This window comes from Paenibacillus sp. J22FR83, from assembly GCF_059691955.1.
Genome location: NZ_JCAUAM010000008.1, coordinates 305,679 through 328,690, shown reverse-complemented (window position 1 = coordinate 328,690; position 23,012 = coordinate 305,679). Strand labels below are relative to the sequence as shown.

17 protein-coding genes are annotated in these 23,012 nt (G+C 48.9%); 4 read left to right on the top strand and 13 right to left on the bottom strand.

The window, feature by feature from the left end:
- The first annotated feature begins 263 nt into the window (after positions 1–263).
- The 3 genes from AC58PV_RS16905 (at position 264) to AC58PV_RS16895 (ending at position 6,973) form a co-directional block, all read left to right on the top strand.
- Positions 264–1,610 (top strand): glutamate-1-semialdehyde 2,1-aminomutase, encoded by a 1,347-nt coding sequence (locus tag AC58PV_RS16905; protein WP_497433373.1) that lies wholly within the window; start codon positions 264–266, stop codon positions 1,608–1,610.
- 520 nt (positions 1,611–2,130) lie between these two features.
- Positions 2,131–6,672, top strand: coding sequence for a glutamate synthase-related protein (locus AC58PV_RS16900; RefSeq protein ID WP_497433372.1), 4,542 nt, complete (start codon positions 2,131–2,133; stop codon positions 6,670–6,672).
- A 175-nt stretch (positions 6,673–6,847) separates the two neighbouring features.
- Positions 6,848–6,973, top strand: a complete 126-nt coding sequence (locus AC58PV_RS16895) for a DUF6254 family protein (protein ID WP_497433371.1) — start codon at positions 6,848–6,850, stop codon at positions 6,971–6,973.
- A gap of 112 nt (positions 6,974–7,085) precedes the next feature.
- Here the strand turns inward: AC58PV_RS16895 and AC58PV_RS16890 are convergent, their stop codons facing one another.
- From AC58PV_RS16890 to AC58PV_RS16840, 11 genes are all read right to left on the bottom strand, one after another.
- Complete coding sequence (locus AC58PV_RS16890) at positions 7,086–8,561, bottom strand: amidase family protein (RefSeq protein WP_497433400.1); 1,476 nt, start codon at positions 8,559–8,561, stop codon at positions 7,086–7,088.
- Between the two features lie 128 nt (positions 8,562–8,689).
- A complete protein-coding gene (locus AC58PV_RS16885) occupies positions 8,690–9,562 on the bottom strand; it encodes a DinB family protein (protein WP_497433370.1) in 873 nt (290 codons plus the stop codon).
- A 69-nt stretch (positions 9,563–9,631) separates the two neighbouring features.
- Complete coding sequence (locus tag AC58PV_RS16880) at positions 9,632–10,294, bottom strand: bifunctional 2-keto-4-hydroxyglutarate aldolase/2-keto-3-deoxy-6-phosphogluconate aldolase (RefSeq protein WP_497433369.1); 663 nt, start codon at positions 10,292–10,294, stop codon at positions 9,632–9,634.
- Between the two features lie 63 nt (positions 10,295–10,357).
- Positions 10,358–11,323 (bottom strand): sugar kinase, encoded by a 966-nt coding sequence (locus AC58PV_RS16875; RefSeq protein ID WP_497433368.1) that lies wholly within the window; start codon positions 11,321–11,323, stop codon positions 10,358–10,360.
- A 196-nt stretch (positions 11,324–11,519) separates the two neighbouring features.
- Complete coding sequence (locus tag AC58PV_RS16870) at positions 11,520–12,386, bottom strand: inositol monophosphatase family protein (protein WP_497433367.1); 867 nt, start codon at positions 12,384–12,386, stop codon at positions 11,520–11,522.
- Positions 12,387–12,578: 192 nt separating this feature from the next.
- Positions 12,579–13,349 (bottom strand): enoyl-ACP reductase FabI, encoded by a 771-nt coding sequence (gene fabI, locus AC58PV_RS16865; protein WP_497433366.1) that lies wholly within the window; start codon positions 13,347–13,349, stop codon positions 12,579–12,581.
- A gap of 96 nt (positions 13,350–13,445) precedes the next feature.
- Complete coding sequence (gene uvsE, locus AC58PV_RS16860; protein WP_497433365.1) at positions 13,446–14,435, bottom strand: UV DNA damage repair endonuclease UvsE; 990 nt, start codon at positions 14,433–14,435, stop codon at positions 13,446–13,448.
- A 133-nt stretch (positions 14,436–14,568) separates the two neighbouring features.
- Positions 14,569–15,012, bottom strand: coding sequence for a hypothetical protein (locus AC58PV_RS16855; protein WP_497433364.1), 444 nt, complete (start codon positions 15,010–15,012; stop codon positions 14,569–14,571).
- Positions 15,013–15,423: 411 nt separating this feature from the next.
- Positions 15,424–15,741 (bottom strand): hypothetical protein, encoded by a 318-nt coding sequence (locus AC58PV_RS16850; protein ID WP_068671581.1) that lies wholly within the window; start codon positions 15,739–15,741, stop codon positions 15,424–15,426.
- A 7-nt stretch (positions 15,742–15,748) separates the two neighbouring features.
- A complete protein-coding gene (locus AC58PV_RS16845) occupies positions 15,749–16,891 on the bottom strand; it encodes a D-alanine--D-alanine ligase (RefSeq protein ID WP_497433363.1) in 1,143 nt (380 codons plus the stop codon).
- Between the two features lie 39 nt (positions 16,892–16,930).
- Positions 16,931–17,953 carry an amidase domain-containing protein gene (locus AC58PV_RS16840; protein ID WP_497433362.1) on the bottom strand — a complete coding sequence of 341 codons (1,023 nt, stop codon included), beginning with the start codon at positions 17,951–17,953 and terminating at the stop codon, positions 16,931–16,933.
- Between the two features lie 232 nt (positions 17,954–18,185).
- Between AC58PV_RS16840 and acnA the strand changes: the two genes are divergently transcribed.
- Entirely contained in the window at positions 18,186–20,900 is a 2,715-nt protein-coding gene (gene acnA, locus AC58PV_RS16835; protein WP_497433361.1) for an aconitate hydratase AcnA, read from the top strand.
- Positions 20,901–21,120: 220 nt separating this feature from the next.
- Here the strand turns inward: acnA and mgrA are convergent, their stop codons facing one another.
- Both mgrA and AC58PV_RS16825 read right to left on the bottom strand, forming a co-directional pair.
- Positions 21,121–22,116, bottom strand: a complete 996-nt coding sequence (gene mgrA, locus AC58PV_RS16830; RefSeq protein WP_497433360.1) for an L-glyceraldehyde 3-phosphate reductase — start codon at positions 22,114–22,116, stop codon at positions 21,121–21,123.
- Between the two features lie 35 nt (positions 22,117–22,151).
- A complete protein-coding gene (locus tag AC58PV_RS16825; RefSeq protein WP_497433359.1) occupies positions 22,152–23,009 on the bottom strand; it encodes a carbohydrate ABC transporter permease in 858 nt (285 codons plus the stop codon).
- Positions 23,010–23,012 lie beyond the last annotated feature (3 nt).

Here is a 23,012-nt window from a genome sequence, read left to right as displayed (position 1 = left end):
CTGAGAAAGATTGCGAATGACTGCTCAGGCAAATAACGAATGACAAAATTGGAATTTTGTTTTTCGTTATTTGTCAGTCGCTAGGCGAATGAGGCTAGGTTATGGCGATCCCGTGCTAGCCGCGCTTCCTAACGGAACGTCAGGGAGCTATTCCCCTGAAATCAGCCGTTCCGCTACGTTTCGTTGGCGGATTAGGAGCACACCTGAAGAAAGATTCAAAATGCTGTTAGTAATTACCACTACATATAAAGGACTGATATCGCATGGAACGCAAGCAATCCGAACTCCTCTATCAAGAAGCACTACAACACATCGTTGGCGGGGTCAACTCCCCTTCCCGCTCATTCAAAGCCGTTGGCGGCGGCGCCCCCGTCTTCATGAAGCGTGCGCAAGGCGCACACTTTTGGGACGTAGACGGGAATCGCTTCATTGACTACCTCGCCGCCTATGGCCCCATCATTACCGGTCACGCGCATCCGCACGTGACCGAAGCCATTATCCGCGCCGCACAGAACGGCACGCTGTACGGTACTCCGACCGAACTCGAGATCGAGTTCGCCAAAATGCTGAAGTCGGCGATTCCCTCGCTCGACAAAGTGCGCTTCGTCAACTCCGGCACCGAGGCCGTGATGACGACGATCCGCGTGGCGCGCGCGTACACGAAGCGCACCAAGATCATTAAGTTCGCCGGGTGCTACCACGGCCACTCGGATCTCGTGCTCGTGGCGGCCGGCTCCGGGCCGTCCACATTAGGCACGCCAGACAGCGCTGGCGTGCCGGCGAGCATCGCGCAAGAGGTCATCACCGTGCCGTTCAACGACATACCGGCACTCGAAGCCGCGCTTGCGCGTTGGGGTGAAGACATTGCCGCGGTGATGGTCGAGCCCATCGTCGGCAACTTCGGCATGGTCATGCCCCATGCCGGCTACCTCGAGCAGCTCTGCGCAGCTGCTCGCAAACACGGCGCCCTCGTCATCTACGACGAGGTGATCACGGCGTTCCGATTCCATTACGGAACGGCACAGACCTACGATGGCCTCCCGATTCTAGCGGGAGGCCCCACAGAGGCGGCGGCGCGCTTCGCCGCCGTAGAGCCGGACCTGACGGCCCTCGGCAAAGTAATCGGCGGCGGGCTGCCGATCGGGGCCTACGGGGGCCGCAAGGAAGTGATGGAGCAGGTCGCGCCGCTCGGACCTGCGTATCAAGCCGGCACGATGGCGGGGAACCCCGCCTCCATCTCGGCCGGCATCGCCTGCTTGGAGGTGCTCCAGCAGCCGGGTGTTTACGCCAAGCTTGAGCTGCTTGGCTCAGCACTTGCTAGTGGCATCGCCGAATCCGCCGCCCGCCATGGCATCGCCTTGACGCTGAACCGAATCGGCGGCGCGTTCTCTACACATTTTTGTGATCATCCAATCACCAATTATGAAGAAGCGCAAGATACCGATGGCGAGAAATTTGCCGATTTCTTCCGACTTATGCTGGAGCAAGGCATTAATCTTGCCCCATCCAAATACGAAGCGTGGTTCATGACCATCGCCCACACAGAGGAAGATATTGCCCAAACGCTAGAGGCGGCAGACCACGCTTTCAAAGTCATGAAAAATCGATGATTGTCCCAAAAACGAACTATGACCGGCAACGGTTTATAGTTCGTTCGTCTTTACACTCTTACATGGGGTGTTAGGAATTTTGGTTTTATTCACCAATATACAAAAAAGATAACGCTTACATTTTTGATTTCGGTCTGCAAGTATTGTCGGATGAACTTTTTCATGCTATTCTAAGATTACTTTTACCCTTTTAGCGAAACGGCTTGAATACACAGTATTTTCCTAGAAAGTTAGGGCATCATTTACAAATACTGCACGAATTTTTGTGTGTAGTGCCTTACTTTACTACGAGTCGATTTATGCCGCATTTCGAGAGATTAATCTCCTGGAATTTGGCATGATATTCAGTGATATTGCATTTTTATACACAATCATGCATATTTCGGATTTAAGCGAATTGTAGCTTTTCTCCAAAACCAGAGCTGAGGGGCTCGATCATTTGTGCCAGAATGCAAGAAGCGTAAGCAAGAGGAGTTTAATTATGTATGGGGGGTGACGGTCAGGCGACTGACCAAAGCAAATGAATGAAATTATGCGTAATGAAGGCCGTTTTCAAGATCTACTAGGAACCGAACACGACAGCTGCGGTATTATTTGTATTATTGAGAAGAATGGTCATCCTTCCCGTGATAACATCCAGAAGACGATTGATGCTCTTGTTAAAATGGAACATCGCTCAGGATTTATCAATGGTGAGGGCGATGGTTGCGGTATTCTAACAGATATTCCACGTGCTCTTTGGGAAAAGAAGCTAACAGATGCGGGTCTGGACAGCAAGCTTGCTTATGACAATCGTTTCTCTGTCGGACATATCTTCGTTCCACGCAAGTTGGATTTGACTGTTACTGAGATTCAAAACGGCATTCGTGAGCTATTTGCCTCCCATGATGTATCCATTATTCTAGAGCAAGAAAACCTAGTTGATAGCGGCTCATTAGGCGCTAATGGTTTGCTCGATGAGCCTACGTTCTGGCAAATTGCAGCCATCAGCAACAAGACCGAAGGTCAAGTTGCCGATCACCTTTATGAACTGCATATTGCGATTGAAGATCGTTACAACGTACATGTTGCGACACTTAGCAATGTGACATCTGCTTACAAAGTACTAGGTGCAGCAAGCATCCTACCTAAATATTTCAATGACTTGCGTGATCCTTTGTTTGCTTCCCAAGTAACCATCGGTCATAACCGTTATTCAACGAACACATTGTCCAGCTTCTTCCGCGTTCAACCGTTCTCCCTTCTTGGACATAACGGTGAAATCAACACGGTGAAGAAACTTCGTCTTGAAGCTGATATGGTTGGCGTTCCACTTGTAAGCGGCGGGTCTGACTCCCAAGACATGAACAGAACGATTGAAACGTTCATTCACCGTTTTGGATTGTCCCTTTTCGAAGCAATGGAAATGGTGTTCCCTCCTATTATTAATGAAATGAAACAGTTCCGTCCGGAACTTCAAGATCTTTACGTGTACTACCGTCAAGTTTGGGGCCACTTTGCACAAGGTCCAGCGGGGATCGTTTCCCGTTACGGTAATGAGTGTATTTTCAGCGTAGATGCATTAGGTCTGCGTCCTGTATGGATGGTTGAAAGTGATTCTTCCCTGTACTTCTCATCTGAGCAAGGTGTTATCACGGTTGGCGAAATGGTTGCTGATCCGAAGCCAATTGCTCCAGGTGAAAAAGTCGGTGTTGTTCTAACACCAGGCGAACACATTCAAGTTATTCCATATCACGAAGTTCAATCCTTGGTCTATGATCGTGTAAGCAAGCGTGTCAATCTGGGCGGTCTTCGCTCCTATTTGAACCCTGCTCCAACGAATACTGAAGCTGAGCTTAACGAGAACATTGTTACAACAGATCAAGTGTACAGTGCATTCGGTTGGGATCGCGATGGTATTTCACACATTGAATCTATGTCCGAAACAGGCGCTGAGCCTATTCGTTCCTTGGGGCATGATTCACCGCATGCGGCTCTTGCATGGGAACGCACCAACGTGCCTGACTTCATTAAAGAAAGTGTTGCCGTTGTAACGAATCCGGCGATTGACCGTGACCGTGAAATGGAGCATTTCTCTACACGCGTTATTGCAGGTGCACGTCTTCCCGTATTCGCACAGGTGGATAACAACCTTCGTCTTGAACTTCTAGCTCCGCTAGTTCTTGAAGGTACGAACGGTATTGGCAGTGAAGAGCACTTATCCCAACCTTCTTTAGAGCAATTGCTTGCACAATTCCGTGCACAAGGCGATAACAAAGTAGCTGTTCTATCCACGACTTTCGCTAGAGGAACTTCTCTGAAAGATGGTTTGGATGCACTTGCTGCTGATGCTATCTCAGCTGTTCGCAATGGCGCTGTACTTCTCGTCTTGGATGATGCAGCAGCTCACCAGAACGACCGTTTGTGGCTAGATCCGCATCTTGCTGTTTCCAAAATCGATATCGCACTTCGTGCAGAGAAACTCGGTTTCGGTGACAACTTGCGCCGTCAAGTTACATTGATTCTTCGTTCAGCTGCTATTCGCAGTCTGCATGATATCGCGGTAGCTTGTGGTCTTGGTGCAGATGTCATTTCACCTTACTTGTTGTTCTCTACAGCTTCCGATAAAGAAGGCCAAGCAGCAGCAGCACGTAAAGTCTACGCAGCACTTACAAAAGGACTTGAAAAAGTCATCTCGACAATCGGTACGCATGAGCTTCGCGGATACACACGTTTCTTCTCCTCCATCGGCTTCCATCCGGAAGTTTCCGAGGTGCTGGATATCGTGAACTATCTGGGTAGCGAACAAGCAGGAACTGGCTTTGCACAGCTTGAAGCTGAAGCTGAAGCACGTTATGCGGACTTCGTTAATCCGAAAGCGAAAGCGGCGAAAAACTTCCGTTTCTTCCAACGTATGTGGAAAGCGCTAGGCGATGCTGCATCAGGAGCTGCTCCTTACAGCGACTACCGCGACAAGCTGCGTGAAGAAGAGAAGAAGAACCCGATTTCCATTCGTCACATTGCGGGCTTCAAAGCAATTAGCGATGGTCGTCAACCACTGGATCCGTCACAAGTTGATATTTCCATTGGCGGTCATTCCTTGCCGATGTTGATCTCTTCGATGTCCTTCGGTTCACAAAATGAAACAGCTTTCCGCGCCTACGCTGAAGCCGGCGAACGCCTGAACATGGTTACCATGAACGGCGAGGGCGGAGAGATTAAAGATATGCTTGGCCGTTACAAAAAAACGCGCGGCGCGCAAGTCGCTTCCGGACGTTTCGGTGTTAACATTGAGCTTGCTAACGCAGTAGCTTTCCTTGAGATCAAGATTGGTCAAGGGGCAAAACCAGGTGAAGGCGGTCACTTGCCAGGTTCCAAAGTTACAGCGAAAATCGCTGAAGCACGTAACGCTACAATTGGTTCAGACTTGATCTCGCCATCCAACAACCACGATATCTACTCCATCGAGGATTTGGCGCAAATCATTTCCGAGCTTAAAGAAGGTAGCGGTCGTAAAGCTAAAATCATCGTAAAAATCCCAGTTGTTCCTGGTATCGGTACAATTGCAGTTGGTGTAGCGAAAGCTGGCGCTGACGTGATTACCCTTTCCGGTTTCGACGGCGGTACAGGTGCGGCTCGTATTCACTCCTTGACACACGTTGGTCTTCCTACGGAGATTGGTACGAAGCTTGCTCACGTTGCTCTAATTGAAGCTGGTCTTCGTCACCGCGTTGAGCTGTGGTCCGATGGCGGTCTGAAATCAGGCGCTGACGTTGTTAAAATGGTTATGCTCGGTGCGAACCGTGCTGGTTTCGGTAGTATCGCAATGCAATCCATCGGTTGTACAACATGTCGTGGTTGTCACCTAGACACGTGTCACGTTGGTATCGCAACACAAATCGATTCCATGGAAGAAGCCGAAGAAAAAGGTCTTCGCCGTTTCGTACCGCGTGTTTTCGATACAGCAGTAGATAGCCTGGTTCGCCTGTTCGGCGGTATCGGTGAAGAAGTACGTGAAATCGTTGCTTCCCTTGGTTTCAAAAGCTTACAAGAACTTGTTGGCCGTTCCGATCTATTGGAGCAAATCAGCCACAATGAGCGTATTGACTTGTCCGACATTCTACGTTTTGTTCCAATGCACCAAATATCCGATGCAGAAAGAGCGCTTGAAGAAGCGGCTGTTTCCTCTGATATCCGTATCGCGGCTGGCGCAGAAGGTTTGGAATTCTTCCCGGATTCCGTCTCGTTCGACGCTCCTGTCGTTCGCAATTGGTCCAAAGTGGATGCCGAGTCCCGTATCCTAGGTACTCGTTATTCCAGTCATCGTGTAAGAGACCGTTTCAACGGCAGCTACGATGCACTTCCAACTGTTGCGCTGAATCTTATTGATGGATCCGTTCCTGGTAACGGTCTGGCTGCATTCAACGCACGTGGCGTAGACATTACCGTACACGGTGGTGCTGAAGACGGTCTTGGTAAAATGGCGTTCGGTGGTAAAGTAGCCATCGTGAAGTCCCTTGGCCACAACAACACGTTCATCAACGGTAGCGTTGGTAAATCATTCGGTTACGGTGCTCAAAAAGGGTTGTTCTTGATTCAAGGCAGTGCAGATACTCGCGCATGTATCCGTTTCTCGGGTGCTGACGTAGTCTTCGGCGGCGAAATCACGACACCTCTGCAAGATGAGCTTGGCGGTCTAGCCGCTCGTGCGAACCTCAAAGGCTTCGCGTTCGAGTACATGACAAACGGCCGTGCCGTTGTTATGGGCGATCCAGGTCCTTGGATCTGTGCAGGTATGACAGGTGGAGTTATCTACCAACGTCTAGTGCCGGAAATGGGTCTTGATCAAGCAGCGATCGAGCGTCGTATTGCCAAAGGTGCAAAAGTTAAACTTGAGCCAATCGGCCTTCAAAGCAAAAAAGATCTTACTGAATTGCTAACAGCTTACCACGCTGAGCTTGCGAACTCCGGTCAATCCGAAGCCGCAGCGAAAATCGAAGGTTTGCTAAGCAATCTCGAAGCTAACTTCATCCGGATCTCCCCGGTCAACATGCAAGCTGACCAATCCGTTGCTACAGAATAAAAGTAAATATGCCCAAGATAAGGTGATAGCATCATCTTATCTTGGGCTTTTTCTTACTTTTAGTGGAAATAAGGTGATGCAATAACGTTATTTATAGGCCACTGCATAAAAAACTCCCTTGTTTCACATTTTATTAGTGCAACACCAATCCGCATACCACAGGAGGTTTTCAGCGATGAGCCACTCGAAACGCCGCCAAGAAGCTGCATGGAAGAGTCGTAAACAAGCGGGGCATCCACCACATGGTAAGGTGAAAGCACTGGCCGAATTTGCCAGGGAGTATGACGCGGAAAACAAGTAACACGGATTCCCCCTCTCCTCCCACACGTTAGAGGGACCAACACAAAGAGCCCGTTCGACCTATTTCTATGGAAATAAGGTCATCGGGTTCTTTGTATTGGACTCGTGCGCGTCTACCTCTCCAAATCCGGCGGAAACCGGTGATGGGTGGCTTGCTCGAAGCCATAGGCGAGTTGGATCAGAGTAGGTTCGCTGAAGGCTCTGCCGGAAAAAACGACACCAAATGGCCCCTTGGTTGAATCACCGTCAGCATCAATAATGCCGTGTATGGAATACCCGGCCGGAACGGAAATCAGCGGATAGCCCAAGCGCGCCGCGATATACAGGCCATCCACATCACCTGGAAGCAAGAGCGCGTCCAAGTCGTCTTGGTCCAATGCATAGTCGATTCCTTGTTGGAGAGGCAACTCCTTGTAGGCTTGTAACTTTTGGAGATAGGACTCCTCCGTCAGGGTCGTTTCTTGAGAACGGATGAGGGTGTCCTGCCCGAATTGCAAAGCCGCCTCCGCATGGTTGCCATGATAAGCAATCAACTCCTCCAAAGAATGCACGGGTACGGATTCAGCCAGCCGCGATAAATACGCATTCAGACCTTTTTTGAATTCATAGGTGATCGCATCATTATTCCAGTTCTGCTGTTCCACATGTAAGCTTACTGGATCTACGATCGTAGCGCCTTCCTTCGTCAAGGTTGCAATAGCAGCCTCCATAATGGCAAGTCTTTCTGCGTCCAAATGTTGATAGTAATGCCGCGGAATCCCGATCCTGGCTTGACGCAAGAAACTTGCATTCAAGAACGGTGTGTAATCTTGTAAGGCAACTTCGCTACTCGATAACGTAGCCGGATCCTCACTGTCAATACCAGTTAATGCCCCTAACAAAATAGCAGCATCCCTAACTGTCCTAGCTATCGGTCCAGGCGTATCCTGCGAGCTCGATATCGGGATAATACCAGCGCGGCTCACTAAACCAACCGTAGGCTTGATCCCTACTACCCCATGCTGAGTTGCCGGCCCAACGATAGAACCTGCTGTCTCTGTTCCAATTGAAGCAGCGCTCAGATTAGCAGCTACTGCTGCTGCCGAGCCGGAGCTAGAACCGCTAACGAACATTTCACCAGGACCATACGGGTTAAGCACTTGCCCGCCCCGTGAACTATATCCCGCTGGCATGGAGCTGGACATGAAATTCGACCATTCGGACATATTCGTTTTCCCAAGTAAAACGGCACCCGCGGCTCGCAGTTTTGCCGCTACGAATGCATCCTTTGCCGCATACGAATCCGCAAGTGCAATTGAGCCAGCGCTCGTATGCATGTTATCCCCTGTATCGATATTATCTTTGAGAAGAATCGGTATCCCGTGTAATTTCCCTCGGCTCCCTGATTCTTTGCGTTCTTTATCTAGGTTCTTTGCGATTTGAATCGCATCGGGATTATGTTCTAATACGGCATTAATTATCGGATCATACTTGTCAATGCGCTCTAAATATACCCGAACAAGTTCCTCTGAGGTTAATGAGCCTGTCTCCATGGCCATTTGCATGCTTTCTATATCCGCTTCTATGATCCAATTCTCTCTATCCTTCATCACTTGATCGACTCCCTGTTGCCTACTTGGGTAACATCCCCAATTCAACTTACCATAAGGTGGTTAAGCCACATATAGAAAGATTAACTATACTCAAATTAGGCGGCAGTCCCCCGCGGATATATGCCCTACCTGCAAAGCCCATGCAGCTCACGAATACGCCTGACGGCACGCAAATGATGATTGGCATGTCCAGCCATCATTTTCAGCAATTGGGCTGCGGTTTCTACCCGATTCGTTGTCCGAATAGTCCGATCTAATGCATCAGGAAGATGTTTGCATAGCCCGATAATATGCCGCCTTGTCGCTCCAAACAGCTCCACTTCAATAGCGATTGGCCGCTCTGCATACAGAAGTCCCCGATGCCAATCATCCGGTTGGAATGAATTACCCGCGTACATACGCCCTGGCTCTGCGAGTGCGAATTTCACTTTATGTAAGGAGATCAGCTCCAAATCGATCAGATGCAGCACGTGCTCACGAATCGACCACTCGCCCTCTTCTTCGCGAAAGTTAAGCTCTATATCAGATAAACCATCAATGGCTTGGTGTAAATCATCTAAACCCGCTTCATACATCCTCATTATTTCACTATGAGAGGGGAAAAGTTCTTCCCAGTACACCAGTGTATACCCATCAAGGGTCGGAACATGGCGTTCACGAATATGTTCCGACTCCTGGCTCCCTATGGCCATCTGGAAGCCTCTAGCGAGCAAGTTTGACTCCACCTCAGCAACCGAAGCTACACCGATGTAAATAAGGCCTCCAGCTTGTACAGTGCTGTAATTCGGTCTTAACCAGCGGTTCATAGCCTCATTAGCCTCATAACCCTCCACGACTAGAACAGCCTCATCTATTGTCTCCCCTATGCGCAGCAATGCCGCACAGCCTCCCTCGTCCTGCTCAAGCAACTCCCACCCTAGCTGGCTCCTATAAAAAGCGATCGACGCCTCCAAATTGCTCACGTTTAGCAATAATCTAGCCCTGCCGTTCTGCTCCATCTGCCCTGCCTCCATTTCCGCACAAAAAAATACGCTCCGTCTTAACTTCGACGGAGCGCATGTAAATGCCTACTTCTTGGCCGCTTGGTAGGCCTCGATATATTGTGCAGCCTTCTTGGCAACAAGGCTGTAGTTTCCTGATTTGACCGCTTCGCTGGTCAAATCGGAGCCGATGCCGACGGCAACTGCGCCGGCCTGAATCCACTCGCCGAGGTTGCTCAGCGAAACCCCACCGGTTGGCATAATGTTCGCCTGCGGCAGCGGACCTTTAATGGCCTTAATCATCGCCGGGGAATAGAGATTGCCCGGGAACAGCTTTACAATGTCCACGCCTAGCTCTAGCGCGGCTTGAATATCCGCAATGGTCATGCAGCCTGGCATGATCGGCACACGATACCGGTTACACAGGGTAACCGTGCTCGGGTTCAAAGACGGGCCGACAACGAACTCGGCCCCGCTCAAGATCGCGGCACGCGCTGTTTCGGGGTCGAGGGCTGTGCCCACTCCGATAATCGCGTACTTGGACGCGTCCTTCGCTGTGCTCGAGTAGCGCTTCGCTAGCTCCTCAATCGCGCGCAGCGCGAAAGGCACGGTCATCGTGACTTCGATGACTTTGATCCCGCCGGCGATCGCTTGATCCGCCATTTCGACGACTTCTTCTGGTGTTTCACCGCGTAGAACGGCAACGACACCCTCATTAGTAATTTGCTGAAGTAATTGAAGTTTCTTCACTGGTATCTTCCCTTCTATGTGTAAGCATGTATGTTTGAGATTTCATATCTTCTTCCGAGACAATTAACGTTCAATATGTTTAATGTTGTTAAGTACCGCTTCCACTTGCTCCCACGTCGGAGCGCCTTCCCAATCGCCTTCCGCCTGCACGATCATGGAGCCCACCAAATTCCCGATGCGAACAGCTTCAGGATACTCGTACGATTTCAGCACGCCAACCAAAAAGCCCGCACAAAATCCATCGCCCGCACCCACGGTATCAACGACTTGCTCTGCTTTGAAATAAGGCACAGTTGTAATCGTATCCGCTGTCACGACATACGTCACATCTTCTCCACCTTTGACAATGGAAACCGCCGACAACTCGCGCAGCTTGCTAACGATGACATCCCAGTCTTCTGTTTGATACAGCAGCTTCAGCTCGTCCAAGCCCGGCAAGAAAATATCGGACAGCTTCGCTAGCTCCAGCAGCACTGGACGTGCTTCTTCGATGCTCCATAGCTTCAAACGCAGGTTCGGATCAAAGCTCACCTTCACGCCATGCTTACGTGCTAAGCGAACAGCTTCGAAAGCTGCCTCTCTGCACGACTCACTCAAAGCCGGTGTGATACCGGTAATATGCAATATTTTAGCCCCAGCAATGTACGCTTCATCCAAATGTTTCGGGCTCGTCTGACTTGCCGCAGAATTCTTCCGATAGTAGTAAACGGACGTTTTACCCATTAGAACTTCTCGCATCATAAGTCCTGTAGGCGCATCAGCCGTCAATTCCGCACGGGAAACATCGACACCTTCACCACGGATACTTTTGAAAATCATACGACCTAACGGGTCCTTACCTAATCTACCGAACCAACCAACACTGCCGCCTAGACGTGAAATACCGATCGCTACATTGCTCTCAGCACCGCCGAACAAGCTATGCAGCTCCGAAGAGTACTCCAGGCCCTTACCACCCGAAGGCATGAGCAGTGCCATTGTTTCTCCAAACGTAATAATATCTGGTCCAAATCCTGTATTTACCGACATAGAAGCACTCCATCCATTCCGATCACGACTCGCGTGTCCCGTTAATTGAAACGTTTAAATAACTAAGATACCTCATATTATAGTGGATTTGAGCGGATTTCACCAGTTTTTTAGGAGAAAGTTCCCCAGCTCCAAATAGAGGAAAAAACCTCTTGCCGGATCATTCCTCATGGAACGATCTTGCAAGAGGTTGATTTTACTTCACAAGCCCTGTCGCCTCTGCTGCTGCGAGCGCTTGTTGAAGCTCTTCGTGAATATGTCCATTCGATGCCATCACATTACGAACGCCTAAGTGATAAGGGTTACCTTCCGTATCTGTCACACGTCCGCCTGACTCTGTGATGAGCAGGGCACCCGCTGCAATGTCCCAGGCATTGAGCCCAATTTCCCAAAAGCCGCTAAGACGGCCAGCAGCCACATAGGCCAAATGCAGCGCTGCGGAGCCTGCCACACGGATGTTACGAACTTTCGGGGAAAGCGCCTGAACACCTTTCAGATTAATCGGCAGCGCCCCATCACGATCCGCTGGGAAGCCTGTGGCAATTAAGCTGGTGAGCAGTGTTTCTTCTGCGGAAACTTCTGTCTTTCTACCGTGCATGTAAGCGCCTTTCCCCTTCTCAGCAACGAATAGTTCGTCACGGGATGGGTCATATACAACACCAACGATAACTTCGCCTTTGTGCGCGAGTGCAATCGATACGGAGAAGAAAGGAAAACCATGCACGAAATTCGTTGTACCATCAATCGGATCCACGATCCAGAGGTACTCTTCATCGCTCATTTCTTGCAAGGCTTTGGCTGACGCTTCCGGACCTGGCTCTACGCCTTCTTCTCCAAGAATAGAATGGTTCGGGAAATGCGTCATAATCAAATTACGAATCAGCTTCTCAGAACCTTTATCGACCTCGGTCACCAGGTCTTGAGCAGAGTACTTCGTCCCCACATGATTAATGTCTCCGAGCTTCGTCTTAATCCATTGTCCTGCTTTGGCTGCCGTGTTAATAGCTACTGCTGTAAAACTCTTGCTACCTACTACGAAAGTTTCTGCCCCACTTTGTACCATATATATCAACTCTTTCTTTTCATTAATTTAGATATTACGTTAAGTATAGTAAATTATACGTTTCTAATACTAGTGCGTTTCATCCTAAATTATTCGTACATTTTCACATTTGGTGCGGAATTTCCACGAGAAAAAACCGTAGCGGCCCAAGACCGTACGGTTATCCTCTTATCTCTATGAAAATCCAACCATCTAAATACCAACGATATGATAACCACCGTCTACATAAATAACTTCGCCAGTGATACCACGGGACAAGTTGCTCATGAGGAACATCGCCGTGTCGCCAACTTCAGCTGTTTCTGTCGTTTTGCGAAGTGGAGCCTTCTCTTCGACTTGGCGCAGGATCGAGTTGAAATCCTTGATGCCTTTGGCAGCCAATGTACGGATCGGACCTGCTGAGATACCGTTTACGCGGATACCAAATTGGCCAAGATCTGCCGCGAGGTAACGAACGCTAGCTTCAAGCGCAGCTTTGGCAACGCCCATGACGTTGTAATTCTTCATAGCGCGCTCTGCGCCTAGGTATGTCATCGTCATGATGCTTCCGCCTTCTGTCATGAGCGGGTAAATGCGTTTGGATACGGCAACGAGGGAGTAAGCACTGATGTCGTGCGCGAGCGCGAAACCATCGCGTGATGTGTCAACGAACAGCCCGTCCAGTTCTTCCGTTTTAGCAAAAGCAATACTATGTACAAGACCGTGTACGACACCGAACTTTTCTTTGAGCGCGGATGCCAACGTATCGATCTCTGCATCTACGGTTACATTACAAGGCATCAACGTGGAGCCAGGGATCGTGTCGGCCAGCTTGCGTACGCGTTCCTCCACGCGCTCATTTTCGAACGTGAACACTAGGTTAGCGCCTTGCGCAGCTAAAGATTGTGCAATGGCCCAAGCGATACTGCGGTCATTAGCAACACCCATAACAAGTATATTTTTCCCATTTAATAATTGACTCATGGTTCGTAGAAGCCCCTCTCACAATGGCATGGTTAGTCGTTAGATCTACCTTCCAAAGTACCCCATTTCCTCCAACAATTCAAGAAAAATATGGGATTAGAGCGTAAGCGACGCTTCATCGAGGGCTGTGACGCCTTCTTGTCCCTTGAGGTCCTCCATAAGCTTGAAAAGAGCGCTATCTTTCATCTTCGCTTCGATCATAATATCCAGCTTCGGTGTGATGGGGGCGATGGATTTCAGGAACGTGTATAAAGGCCCTACCTCCACGTAATCGGCGTGGCTTCTTGGTTCTGTTTCACCTTTGGGGCTGGACACGTGAATTTTGGGCGGAAGGGAGGCTGACGCTTCATCCAGATGTAAGCGCGCCCGTGCAAGCCATGTTTCTTGAATACGCGGCCACAGCTGAACGACATCTTCCCCGTTGTTGTTGACCGCATGATGATGTACATCCAGCACCATGGGAGCGCCAACTTGCTCGGCTATCTCTAGTGTTTCTAGAGCATTGAAAGTTTTGTCGTCATTTTCGAGGGTGATTCGTTGTTGAATCGGCACACGCATGGCGGTGAAATTGTGGACAAATCGCTTGGCTGATTTTATTTTATCCCCATAAGAACCACCAACGTGTATGTTGCACATCGCTTCCATCCCAAGCCCCATCGCGTTCAGCATGTCGGAGTGGCGCTCCAAGTCTTCGACCGATTTCTGGAGCACATCCTTCCGCGGCGTGCTGAGTACGGTGAAATGATCAGGATGGAAGCTAACGCGCATGTTATTCTGCTTGGCGTAGCCCCCTAGCTCCTCGAATTCTGCCGATAAGGCGGGGATTGGATCCCAATCGCCTAGCATCTCATGACCAAGCAGCGGGATGAACCGTGAGGAAAATCGGAACACCATGATGTCATGAGCCCGATTATGTCTAAGCAAGCGAAGCGTATTATGTAAATTCTCAGCCCCGATGCGCTGCAACTTGCGAATTGCTGCCTCGCGATCGAGCAGCTTGCTGAAGTTTGTTGCCGTCATCGTCTTGGACGGGGAAGCATTCTTTACCACAGTGGACATGGCTACGTATCCTAGGCGAATAAGCATGTTCGGTTCTCCTCCAGGTTTTTCTCAGAGTTAGATTACCCTGGCAAACAGAGGCACATACAGATTCTATAGACAAAAGACCCTTCAACGCTTCAAGAACGTCGCAAAGGTCTTTCGGATGGATTGCACCAGATTAATGGTGATGGTGTTCGTAGTCAATCTCGATACGCGCAAGGATACCAGCTGGATTACCTACGCTTCGGTTTGCATTGGATGGCGAGTTGAATCCAGCGATCACAATGTTGTTTTCTCCCCTTTGAAGAAAAGGCTCGATATGAAATGTTCGTCCTGGATTGTAGAAAGCTAAGGTGTCCTGCGGTTCATCAATAAGCACGGGCACGCCATTAATGAGCACGATCGCATAGTTATCAACTGCTAAGAATAACGTAGCTTTCTTGATATGCCTCGAGTGGACTTTGAATGTTTTGGCAACTACTGCAGCAGGCCCAATGGAATCACTCGCCCCCCACACATAAGCTTCACCTTCTTTCGGTTGCACCCATTGCTCAATTGGCTCGTTTTCAATTGCGTTTATCCAACTACCGTCTGTACTAATGATTTGTGTGTGTTTTTTCATGTATAATCACTTCCTTTCTAGTAGGATAAGCTATTATATGAAGCTAGCATTCCGTTTGAAAGGGACAAAAGAAACCGTATAAACATACTGTTTTTATGCGAAGAGTGGGACGATTGCTGGTTTTCTCCCGTCGGTGAGCAGGACAATAAGGCCCAAAATGGGCCTTATCCTGCGGCTTTACGGCACAGGCATGACAATAGCGCCCTTTTGGGGCGCTATTGTTGGTTTTCCCCCGCCTCTGCGTGGGTGAGCAGGACAATAAGGCCCAAAATGGGCCTTATCCTGCGGCTTCACGGCACAGGGCAGGGCAATAGCGCCCTTTTGGGGCGCTATTGCTAATCAATTCCCGCCGTTGCGTCACCTACTAGGCTCAGAACAAAAAACACCGACCCCCAAAAGGTCGGTGTTTCTCTACGCTTGCTCCCCGAAGAACATCTCGAACGCAAGAGAAGTCTGTATGCGAGCTTCTTCCTCGCTTAACCTCCGGATGAGCTCCATCTCCACTTGTGTGACCTCTTCACCTTGGAAATTGATTTCCGCGATGGAAGCCACGATGCGCACGATAGCAATCGCCTGATTGTCTGGCGTGTACGCAATGACCTTCTGGCCTGTTGGGAAAACACGGAAGCCGCTCTTCACCATTTTGCCGCGGCCGTATTCTAGCAGCTCGTAAAGCTCTTGCTCGGACTTAAACTTGCAAACTGAATTAAATTCCGTTTGAAATCCCATGGCTCATCTACTCCGCATCGAAAGAATATTGGATATTTTGTTTAGCTGCGTGGCGCTCCAGCGCCAGACGAATGAGATCATCCAGCAGCTCTTTATAAGGTTTACCTGTCTCTTGCCATAGCAATGGATACATGCTGAATGGCGTAAAGCCAGGCATCGTATTAATTTCATTGATGTAGATTTTCTGATCGATTTTGCCTAAGAAGAAGTCCACACGTGACAACCCGCTGCCATCGACCGCCAAGAATGCGCGAAGCGCCAATGCTCTAACCTCATCCGACACTTCTTGCGGGATCTCTGCCGGGATAATCATCGCTGATTTACCGTCCAGATATTTGGCTTTGTAATCGTAGAATTCATTAGAAGAGACGATCTCACCTACAACAGAAGCGATAGGCTCATCATTCCCTAGAACAGCTACTTCGATTTCACGAGCATCGATATTTTCTTCAACAATGACTTTGCGATCGTATTGGAAAGCAAAAGCAACGGCCGCGATCAACTCTTCTTGATTTCTCGCTTTGGAAATTCCAACGCTTGACCCAAGGTTAGCCGGCTTCACGAAACAAGGATAGCCAATCGCTGTCTCCAGCTCCATAAGATGATAGGCCTGGTTCTTTTCCCACTCGGTACGCGTAAAATGACGGAAAATACACTGTGGAAGTCCTTCCTGCGCGAATACCTTTTTCATCATGACTTTATCCATGCCAACAGCAGATGCCAGTACACCAGCACCTACATAGGGGATGTTCGCCATTTCCAAAAGTCCTTGAATCGTCCCATCTTCCCCGAACGTGCCATGTAAAAGCGGGAATACGACGTCTAATCCGAGATCCTCAGCTCCAGCGGATGTAATAGAAGAAACAGCTACGTCGCCCTTCGTTTGAATACCGCCAAAGATCGGTGCAAGCGCGTTGGAAGCAGGTGCGCTAGCGTCATCCGTGCTAAAAGTCAGTGCTTCCTTAGACTGAGCAGGAGCTAGAAGCGGCGTTCCACTTCTCCACTCGCCTTTTTTGGATATATAAAACGGTGTAATCTCATATTTCGTGAAATCCACAGCTTTCATAACGGCCAATGCTGTTTGCAAAGAGACGTCATGCTCACCGGATTTCCCTCCATAAATTAAACCAATTCGTATTTTGCGGCTCATTACGTACCTCCGTCTAGTATTTACAATTTCTATGCCAATCTACATCTCATCAGCAACATGAATGAACATGTATTTCGTCCGTTCCGACCAAGCAGGTGAATCCTTGTATGCCCAGTACCGATTGCGGCTATTAAAGGTATGCGCATTAACTAGCGGCATCCCATTGGCATCTTTTGCAATAACGAATGTGTTGTGTTGGAAACGCCCGTCGCCATCCCAGTCATAGCTGATCGTGTCTCCTGGCTCTAGCTCCCAAGCATTCTTGACGACAGTACCTGTCAAACCATGCGCATGAGGACGTTCCAGGTAGTGATGCAAACTGTTAGCTACTGCCCAGCTATAGCTCCAAAGCTCTTGATGGCCTTTTTTGCCACCATACCACCAGCCCGATTCCCTTTTCCCAGTATAGTCCATTGGAGCCCCACCTGCAAAGAGGCATTGCGAGACATAATTCGTGCAATCTACTTCAAAATACTCATAACTCGGATTCGGTGTTTGCCACCACTTTTCCGCATATTGGACGGCTTTGGGACGGTTATAAATGGTTTTGCGATGAGCGAATTCCAGACCACTCGTATTGCGTATACTAGGATTGATATAAGGAAGAGATGGTGAGCTGCGCTGCGTATCTAGGAACGTTTGATTTTCTGACAAATGGAAGCTGTGGCCGCGACTGGGCTGTGACTTCTCACTTTGTATAAGCTCTGAGCTTTGAACTTTCCAGCCTAAAGCATTGTGCTCGATGATCACTCGTTCAGATTCGATACACTCCTCCTGATGTTCTATTAAACCAATTTGATAGGTCAAAAACCGATGCAGCTGGATATCCGCAATAATACCATATGGCAATTCTTTAACACCTAGCATACGGAGCTTTGTTTCTCCGCGCAGCAGCTTAGCGTCACGTTCTCGGTAACTGTTCAGGAGCCTTCGCACCTTGACATCCTGTTTCCGTACATAAGCGCTGTCCGAGACAAATGCTTCCAAGGGTGCGGATGAGCCCTCAAGCTCAGCCTCATTTTTCGCATGAACATAATTGTAGAGCGCCGTTTTCCAGGACATCTTGGTATCCCTCCTTAGCTTTTATGAAAGTTTGTATGCGTTTGGTTAGGACAAGCCCGAATTGCTTTGAATTGATTCAATATATGACATCAGGACGGTAAAAATGATTGAAATTAATCTTTACTCCCACGTGGCGAAGCGCTATACTTGAGGTAGAGGGAATTATGAAATCGAGTTTCACTAGATGAAATCCGATGGATGATTGATATTATTTTTTGAGGAGGAACTACCTATGTCCAATAAGGACTCTTTTTCTGTGCGTAAGCAGTTAACTGTCGGCACGAAATCGTTCCAGTATTACAGCCTTCCTGACTTTGAAAGCCAAGGTCACGGCACAATTAGCAATCTGCCAGTTTCGATCCGCGTATTGCTTGAAGCTGCTGTCCGTCAATTCGATGGCCGCGCTATTACAAGTGAGCATGTGAAACAAATCGCTGGCTGGGCTGAAGGCCGCGATGAGAACAAAGAAATTCCTTTCATCCCTGCTCGTATCGTTCTTCAGGATTTCACAGGGGTTCCAGTCGTCGTTGACCTTGCGGCAATGCGTGCGACTATGGCTCGTGAAGGTGGAGATCCTAAACGTATCAACCCACTTGTTCCTGTTGACCTTGTAATTGACCACTCTGTCATGGTTGATGCTTTCGGTTCCCCGGATGCACTCGAAATGAACATTGATTTAGAATTCGAAAGAAACGAAGAGCGTTACCGCTTCTTGCGTTGGGCACAAACAGCATTCGATAACTTCCGTGCAGTGCCACCTTCAACAGGTATCGTTCACCAAGTTAACTTGGAGTACTTGGCATCTGTTGCAGCAACAAAAACAATTGACGGCGAAACTGTCGTGTACCCAGATTCACTCGTAGGTACAGACTCCCATACAACTATGATTAACGGTCTTGGTGTTGTAGGTTGGGGCGTTGGCGGTATCGAAGCGGAAGCTGGTATGCTTGGTCAACCTCTATACTTCGTAGCTCCAGACGTTGTTGGTTTCAAATTGACTGGTCAATTGGCAGAAGGCGCAACAGCGACTGACTTGGCATTGACAGTTACTCAAATACTGCGTAAAAAAGGCGTTGTTGGTAAGTTCGTTGAGTTCTTCGGACCTGGACTAAGCAACATCTCCCTAGCTGACCGTGCAACAGTTGCCAACATGGCTCCTGAGTACGGCGCAACAATCGGTTTCTTCCCTGTCGATAACGAGACTTTGAACTACTTGCGTGCTACTGGCCGTGAAGAAGAGCAAATCGCGCTTGTCGAAGCCTACTATAAAGCTCAAGGCATGTTCCGTACAGACAGCACACCAGATCCTGTGTTCACAGATGTTCTTTCCCTTGATCTTAGCACGGTAGTTCCAAGCTTAGCTGGTCCTAAACGTCCGCAAGATCGCGTCGAACTTACGAACATGAAAGAATCTTTCAACGCTATCATCCGTACACCGATCGACAAAGGCGGATACGGTTTGACAGAAGAGAAAGTGGCTGAAGTTGTTGATGTTGTGTATCCGAACGAAACGGTTAAAATGGGTACTGGCGCAGTCGTCATAGCGGCGATTACTTCCTGTACGAACACATCCAACCCAAGCGTTATGATCGGTGCTGGTCTTGTAGCGAAAAAAGCGGTAGCTCTTGGTTTGAAAAAACCAGCTTACGTGAAAAGCTCCTTGACGCCAGGTTCCCTAGTCGTTACAGATTACTTGGTTAAAGCAGGCCTTCTTGAGTCCCTAGAAGCTCTTGGCTTCCACGTAGCTGGTTACGGCTGTGCAACTTGTATCGGTAACTCCGGTCCGCTTCCAGACGAAGTGAGCAAAGCGATTATCGACAACGATATGACCGTTGCTGCTGTTATCTCTGGTAACCGTAACTTCGAAGGCCGCGTACACGCACAAGTAAAAGCGAACTACCTTGGATCACCTCCACTCGTTGTTGCTTATGCTCTTGCAGGTACAGTGAACATCGATCTTGCGACAGATCCAATCGGTTACGACCACACGAACAAACCTGTCTACTTGAAAGACATTTGGCCTACAAACCAAGAAATTCAAGATGCGCTTAAAGTTGCAATGAGCCCTGACATGTTCCGTGACAAATACAGCAACGTCTTCCGTGCGAATGAGCGTTTCAACGCTATTCAAATTCCTGAAGGCGATCTGTATGAGTTCGATACCAACTCCACATACATTCAAGAGCCTCCGTTCTTCACAGACCTTGGAACAGTTCTTGATGATATCGCAGATATTCGCAGCGCGAAAACACTAGCACTTATGGGCGATTCCGTAACAACGGATCACATCTCCCCTGCTGGTAACATCAAAGTAGACAGCCCTGGAGGCCAATACTTGATCAACCATGGTGTAAAAAGAGAAGACTTCAACTCCTACGGTTCCCGTCGTGGTAACCACGAAGTGATGATGCGCGGTACGTTCGCGAACATTCGTATTCGTAACCAAGTGGCTCCAGGAACTGAAGGCGGCGTAACTACTTACTTGCCAACTGGCGAAGTGGAATCCATCTACGATGCTTCCATGAAGTACCAAGCTGCGGGCCAAAACCTTGTTGTTATCGCTGGTAAAGAGTACGGAACTGGATCTTCCCGTGACTGGGCAGCTAAAGGTACTTTCTTGCTAGGCGTTAAAGCCGTTATCGCAGAAAGCTTCGAGCGTATTCACCGTAGTAACCTTGTTGGAATGGGTGTTCTTCCACTTCAATTCGTTAACGGCGAAAGCTGGAAGTCACTAGGTATTACTGGCCGCGAGACATTCGACATCACAGGCCTTAGCAATGACGTTCAACCAGGTTCCACGGTGAAAGTTACTGCAACTCGTGAAGATGGCACTAGCTTCGAATTCACAGCTCTTGTGCGTTTGGATAGCTTAGTTGACGTAGACTACTACCGTAACGGTGGTATCCTACAAACCGTTCTTCGTTCGATTCTTGCAGAGAAGAACTAAGAAATACGTTACAGCAAACACACACACAACCAGATAAAAGTCCGGGATCGCCTTATGGCGGTCTCGGGCTTTTTGTTGTTGGCAGGGAAAATTTGGTTTCCGATTATGCGACTCCAAATAAAGGTCTGCCATAACGATATTTGCGTATTGCGAGGGCGTGAATAGCAAAGCAAAGGAGCTAAGCGTGAAAATCGCCTAGCTCCTTTGCTATCTCTTAAAACTATCGCAAGATCGTCTCGATCCGCTGAATTTCAGCAGGATCTAGCTGCAGTCGGCGTAAGGTACCGACGTTGTCTTCAATCTGGCTGACCTTGCTCGCGCCGATTAGTACAGAAGCCACACGTTCTTTGCGCAGCACCCAAGCTAGTGCCAATTGAGCCAGTGTTTGTCCGCGCTGGGCGGCAACCTCATTTAATTCCCTGATTTTATCCAGTTTCTCTTCCGTAAGATCTCCGCTCTTCAGGAAAGGGCTGTTCGCGCTGGCTGCTCGCGAATCGCTCGGAATACCGTCCAAATATCGGTTAGTAAGCATGCCTTGCGCCAGCGGGCTGAAGGCAATGCAGCCTGCTCCGCCTTGTTCCAGCTCATCCAAGAGGCCATCCTCTACCCAACGGTTGAACATAGAATAGGTAGCTTGATGAATGAGTAGCGGCGTGCCGAGCGATCGAAGAATGCGAATCGCCTCTCTGGTCTGTTCCGCGCTGTAATTCGATATGCCGACATAAAGCGCTTTGCCTTGACGAACGATTTGATCAAGCGCGCCCATGGTTTCCTCCAGCGGCGTGTTCGGATCAGGCCTGTGCGAGTAAAAAATATCAACATAATCAAGTCCCATTCTTTTCAAGCTTTGGTCGAGACTAGCGATGAGGGATTTCTTCGAGCCCCACTCTCCATATGGCCCCTGCCACATATAATAGCCAGCCTTCGTAGATACAATCATTTCGTCGCGATGAGCGGCTAGGTCGGATTTCAACACTCTTCCGAACGTTTCTTCGGCTGAGCCGGGGGAAGGGCCGTAGTTATTCGCGAGATCAAAATGTGTAATACCGAGATCGAACGAGCGAAGCATCATCGCTCTCGCATTCGCCAGTGTATCGACATCGCCGAAATTATGCCACATGCCAAGGGAAACCGCTGGCAGCTTAAGTCCCGAATTGCCGCAGCGGTTATAAACCATTGCATCATAACGTTGTTCGTTTGCTTGATAAAGCGTCATAGGTCAGTCACTCCAATTCATTCTGCGTATTAGGTTTATCCTTTCAGTCCAGTCGTGCTGATCCCTTCAACGATATATTTCTGGAAGGTGAAAAATACAGCGAAAATCGGCAGCAACGACAGGATCGACATGGCGAACATGGCCCCCCAGTCCGTTTGCATGGTGGGATCGGAGAAGTTTTTGATAGCGAGCGAAACTGTTGCCAGCTTCGGGGAGTTCAAGTAAAGCAATGGGCTGAAGAAGTCATCCCAAGTCCAGTAAAATTTGAAAATGGATACGGTAATGATGGCAGGTACAAGCAGCGGAACCATGATCCACAGAAAGATTTGATACTTGTCGCATCCGTCCATATATGCCGATTCATCGAGATCTTTCGGGATGCCGCGCAAAAACTGAATAATTAGAAAAATGAAGAAAGCTCCACCGAAATAAGATGGTACGATCAGCGGCAGAAACGTATTGATCCATCCGATTTTCTGAAAAAAGATATACTGCGGAATCATCAGCACTTCCCCTGGCAGCATCATCGTCAACATCATGCAGCCGAACAAGAATGCGGCGAATTTGAAGCGGATGCGAGCGAAGCCGTAGGCGACCATCGTCGAAGAGATAACCGTTCCGATGACGGATAGAATGGTGATGATGAACGAGTTTTTGAAAAAGACCGCAAATGAAATGCCTGCAAATCCTTTAAAACCAGCAGTGTAATTGCTAAAATTCCAGTGAGACGGAATGAGGCGATGAGCATCCACGAAAATATCTTTGGTGTCCTTGAATGAACTTGAGAGCATCCACAGCAACGGATAGATCATGAGAAGGGCAAAAACAGCGATAATGCCGTGCGTAACAACAGAGCGTGTTTGATTAAGTAGTTTGGCTGATGGTCGGCTCATACG

Excerpts from the sequence above, each read along its gene's own strand:
- AC58PV_RS16905 (WP_497433373.1), top strand. The coding sequence starts at position 264 with ATGGAACGCAAGCAATCCGAACTCCTCTATCAAGAAGCACTACAACAC.
- AC58PV_RS16900 (WP_497433372.1), top strand. The coding sequence starts at position 2,131 with ATGAATGAAATTATGCGTAATGAAGGCCGTTTTCAAGATCTACTAGGA.
- AC58PV_RS16895 (WP_497433371.1), top strand. The coding sequence starts at position 6,848 with ATGAGCCACTCGAAACGCCGCCAAGAAGCTGCATGGAAGAGTCGTAAA.
- AC58PV_RS16890 (WP_497433400.1), bottom strand. The coding sequence starts at position 8,561 with ATGAAGGATAGAGAGAATTGGATCATAGAAGCGGATATAGAAAGCATG.
- AC58PV_RS16885 (WP_497433370.1), bottom strand. The coding sequence starts at position 9,562 with ATGGAGCAGAACGGCAGGGCTAGATTATTGCTAAACGTGAGCAATTTG.
- AC58PV_RS16875 (WP_497433368.1), bottom strand. The coding sequence starts at position 11,323 with ATGTCGGTAAATACAGGATTTGGACCAGATATTATTACGTTTGGAGAA.
- AC58PV_RS16870 (WP_497433367.1), bottom strand. The coding sequence starts at position 12,386 with ATGGTACAAAGTGGGGCAGAAACTTTCGTAGTAGGTAGCAAGAGTTTT.
- fabI (WP_497433366.1), bottom strand. The coding sequence starts at position 13,349 with ATGAGTCAATTATTAAATGGGAAAAATATACTTGTTATGGGTGTTGCT.
- uvsE (WP_497433365.1), bottom strand. The coding sequence starts at position 14,435 with ATGCTTATTCGCCTAGGATACGTAGCCATGTCCACTGTGGTAAAGAAT.
- AC58PV_RS16855 (WP_497433364.1), bottom strand. The coding sequence starts at position 15,012 with ATGAAAAAACACACACAAATCATTAGTACAGACGGTAGTTGGATAAAC.
- AC58PV_RS16850 (WP_068671581.1), bottom strand. The coding sequence starts at position 15,741 with ATGGGATTTCAAACGGAATTTAATTCAGTTTGCAAGTTTAAGTCCGAG.
- AC58PV_RS16845 (WP_497433363.1), bottom strand. The coding sequence starts at position 16,891 with ATGAGCCGCAAAATACGAATTGGTTTAATTTATGGAGGGAAATCCGGT.
- AC58PV_RS16840 (WP_497433362.1), bottom strand. The coding sequence starts at position 17,953 with ATGTCCTGGAAAACGGCGCTCTACAATTATGTTCATGCGAAAAATGAG.
- acnA (WP_497433361.1), top strand. The coding sequence starts at position 18,186 with ATGTCCAATAAGGACTCTTTTTCTGTGCGTAAGCAGTTAACTGTCGGC.
- mgrA (WP_497433360.1), bottom strand. The coding sequence starts at position 22,116 with ATGACGCTTTATCAAGCAAACGAACAACGTTATGATGCAATGGTTTAT.
- AC58PV_RS16825 (WP_497433359.1), bottom strand. The coding sequence starts at position 23,009 with ATGAGCCGACCATCAGCCAAACTACTTAATCAAACACGCTCTGTTGTT.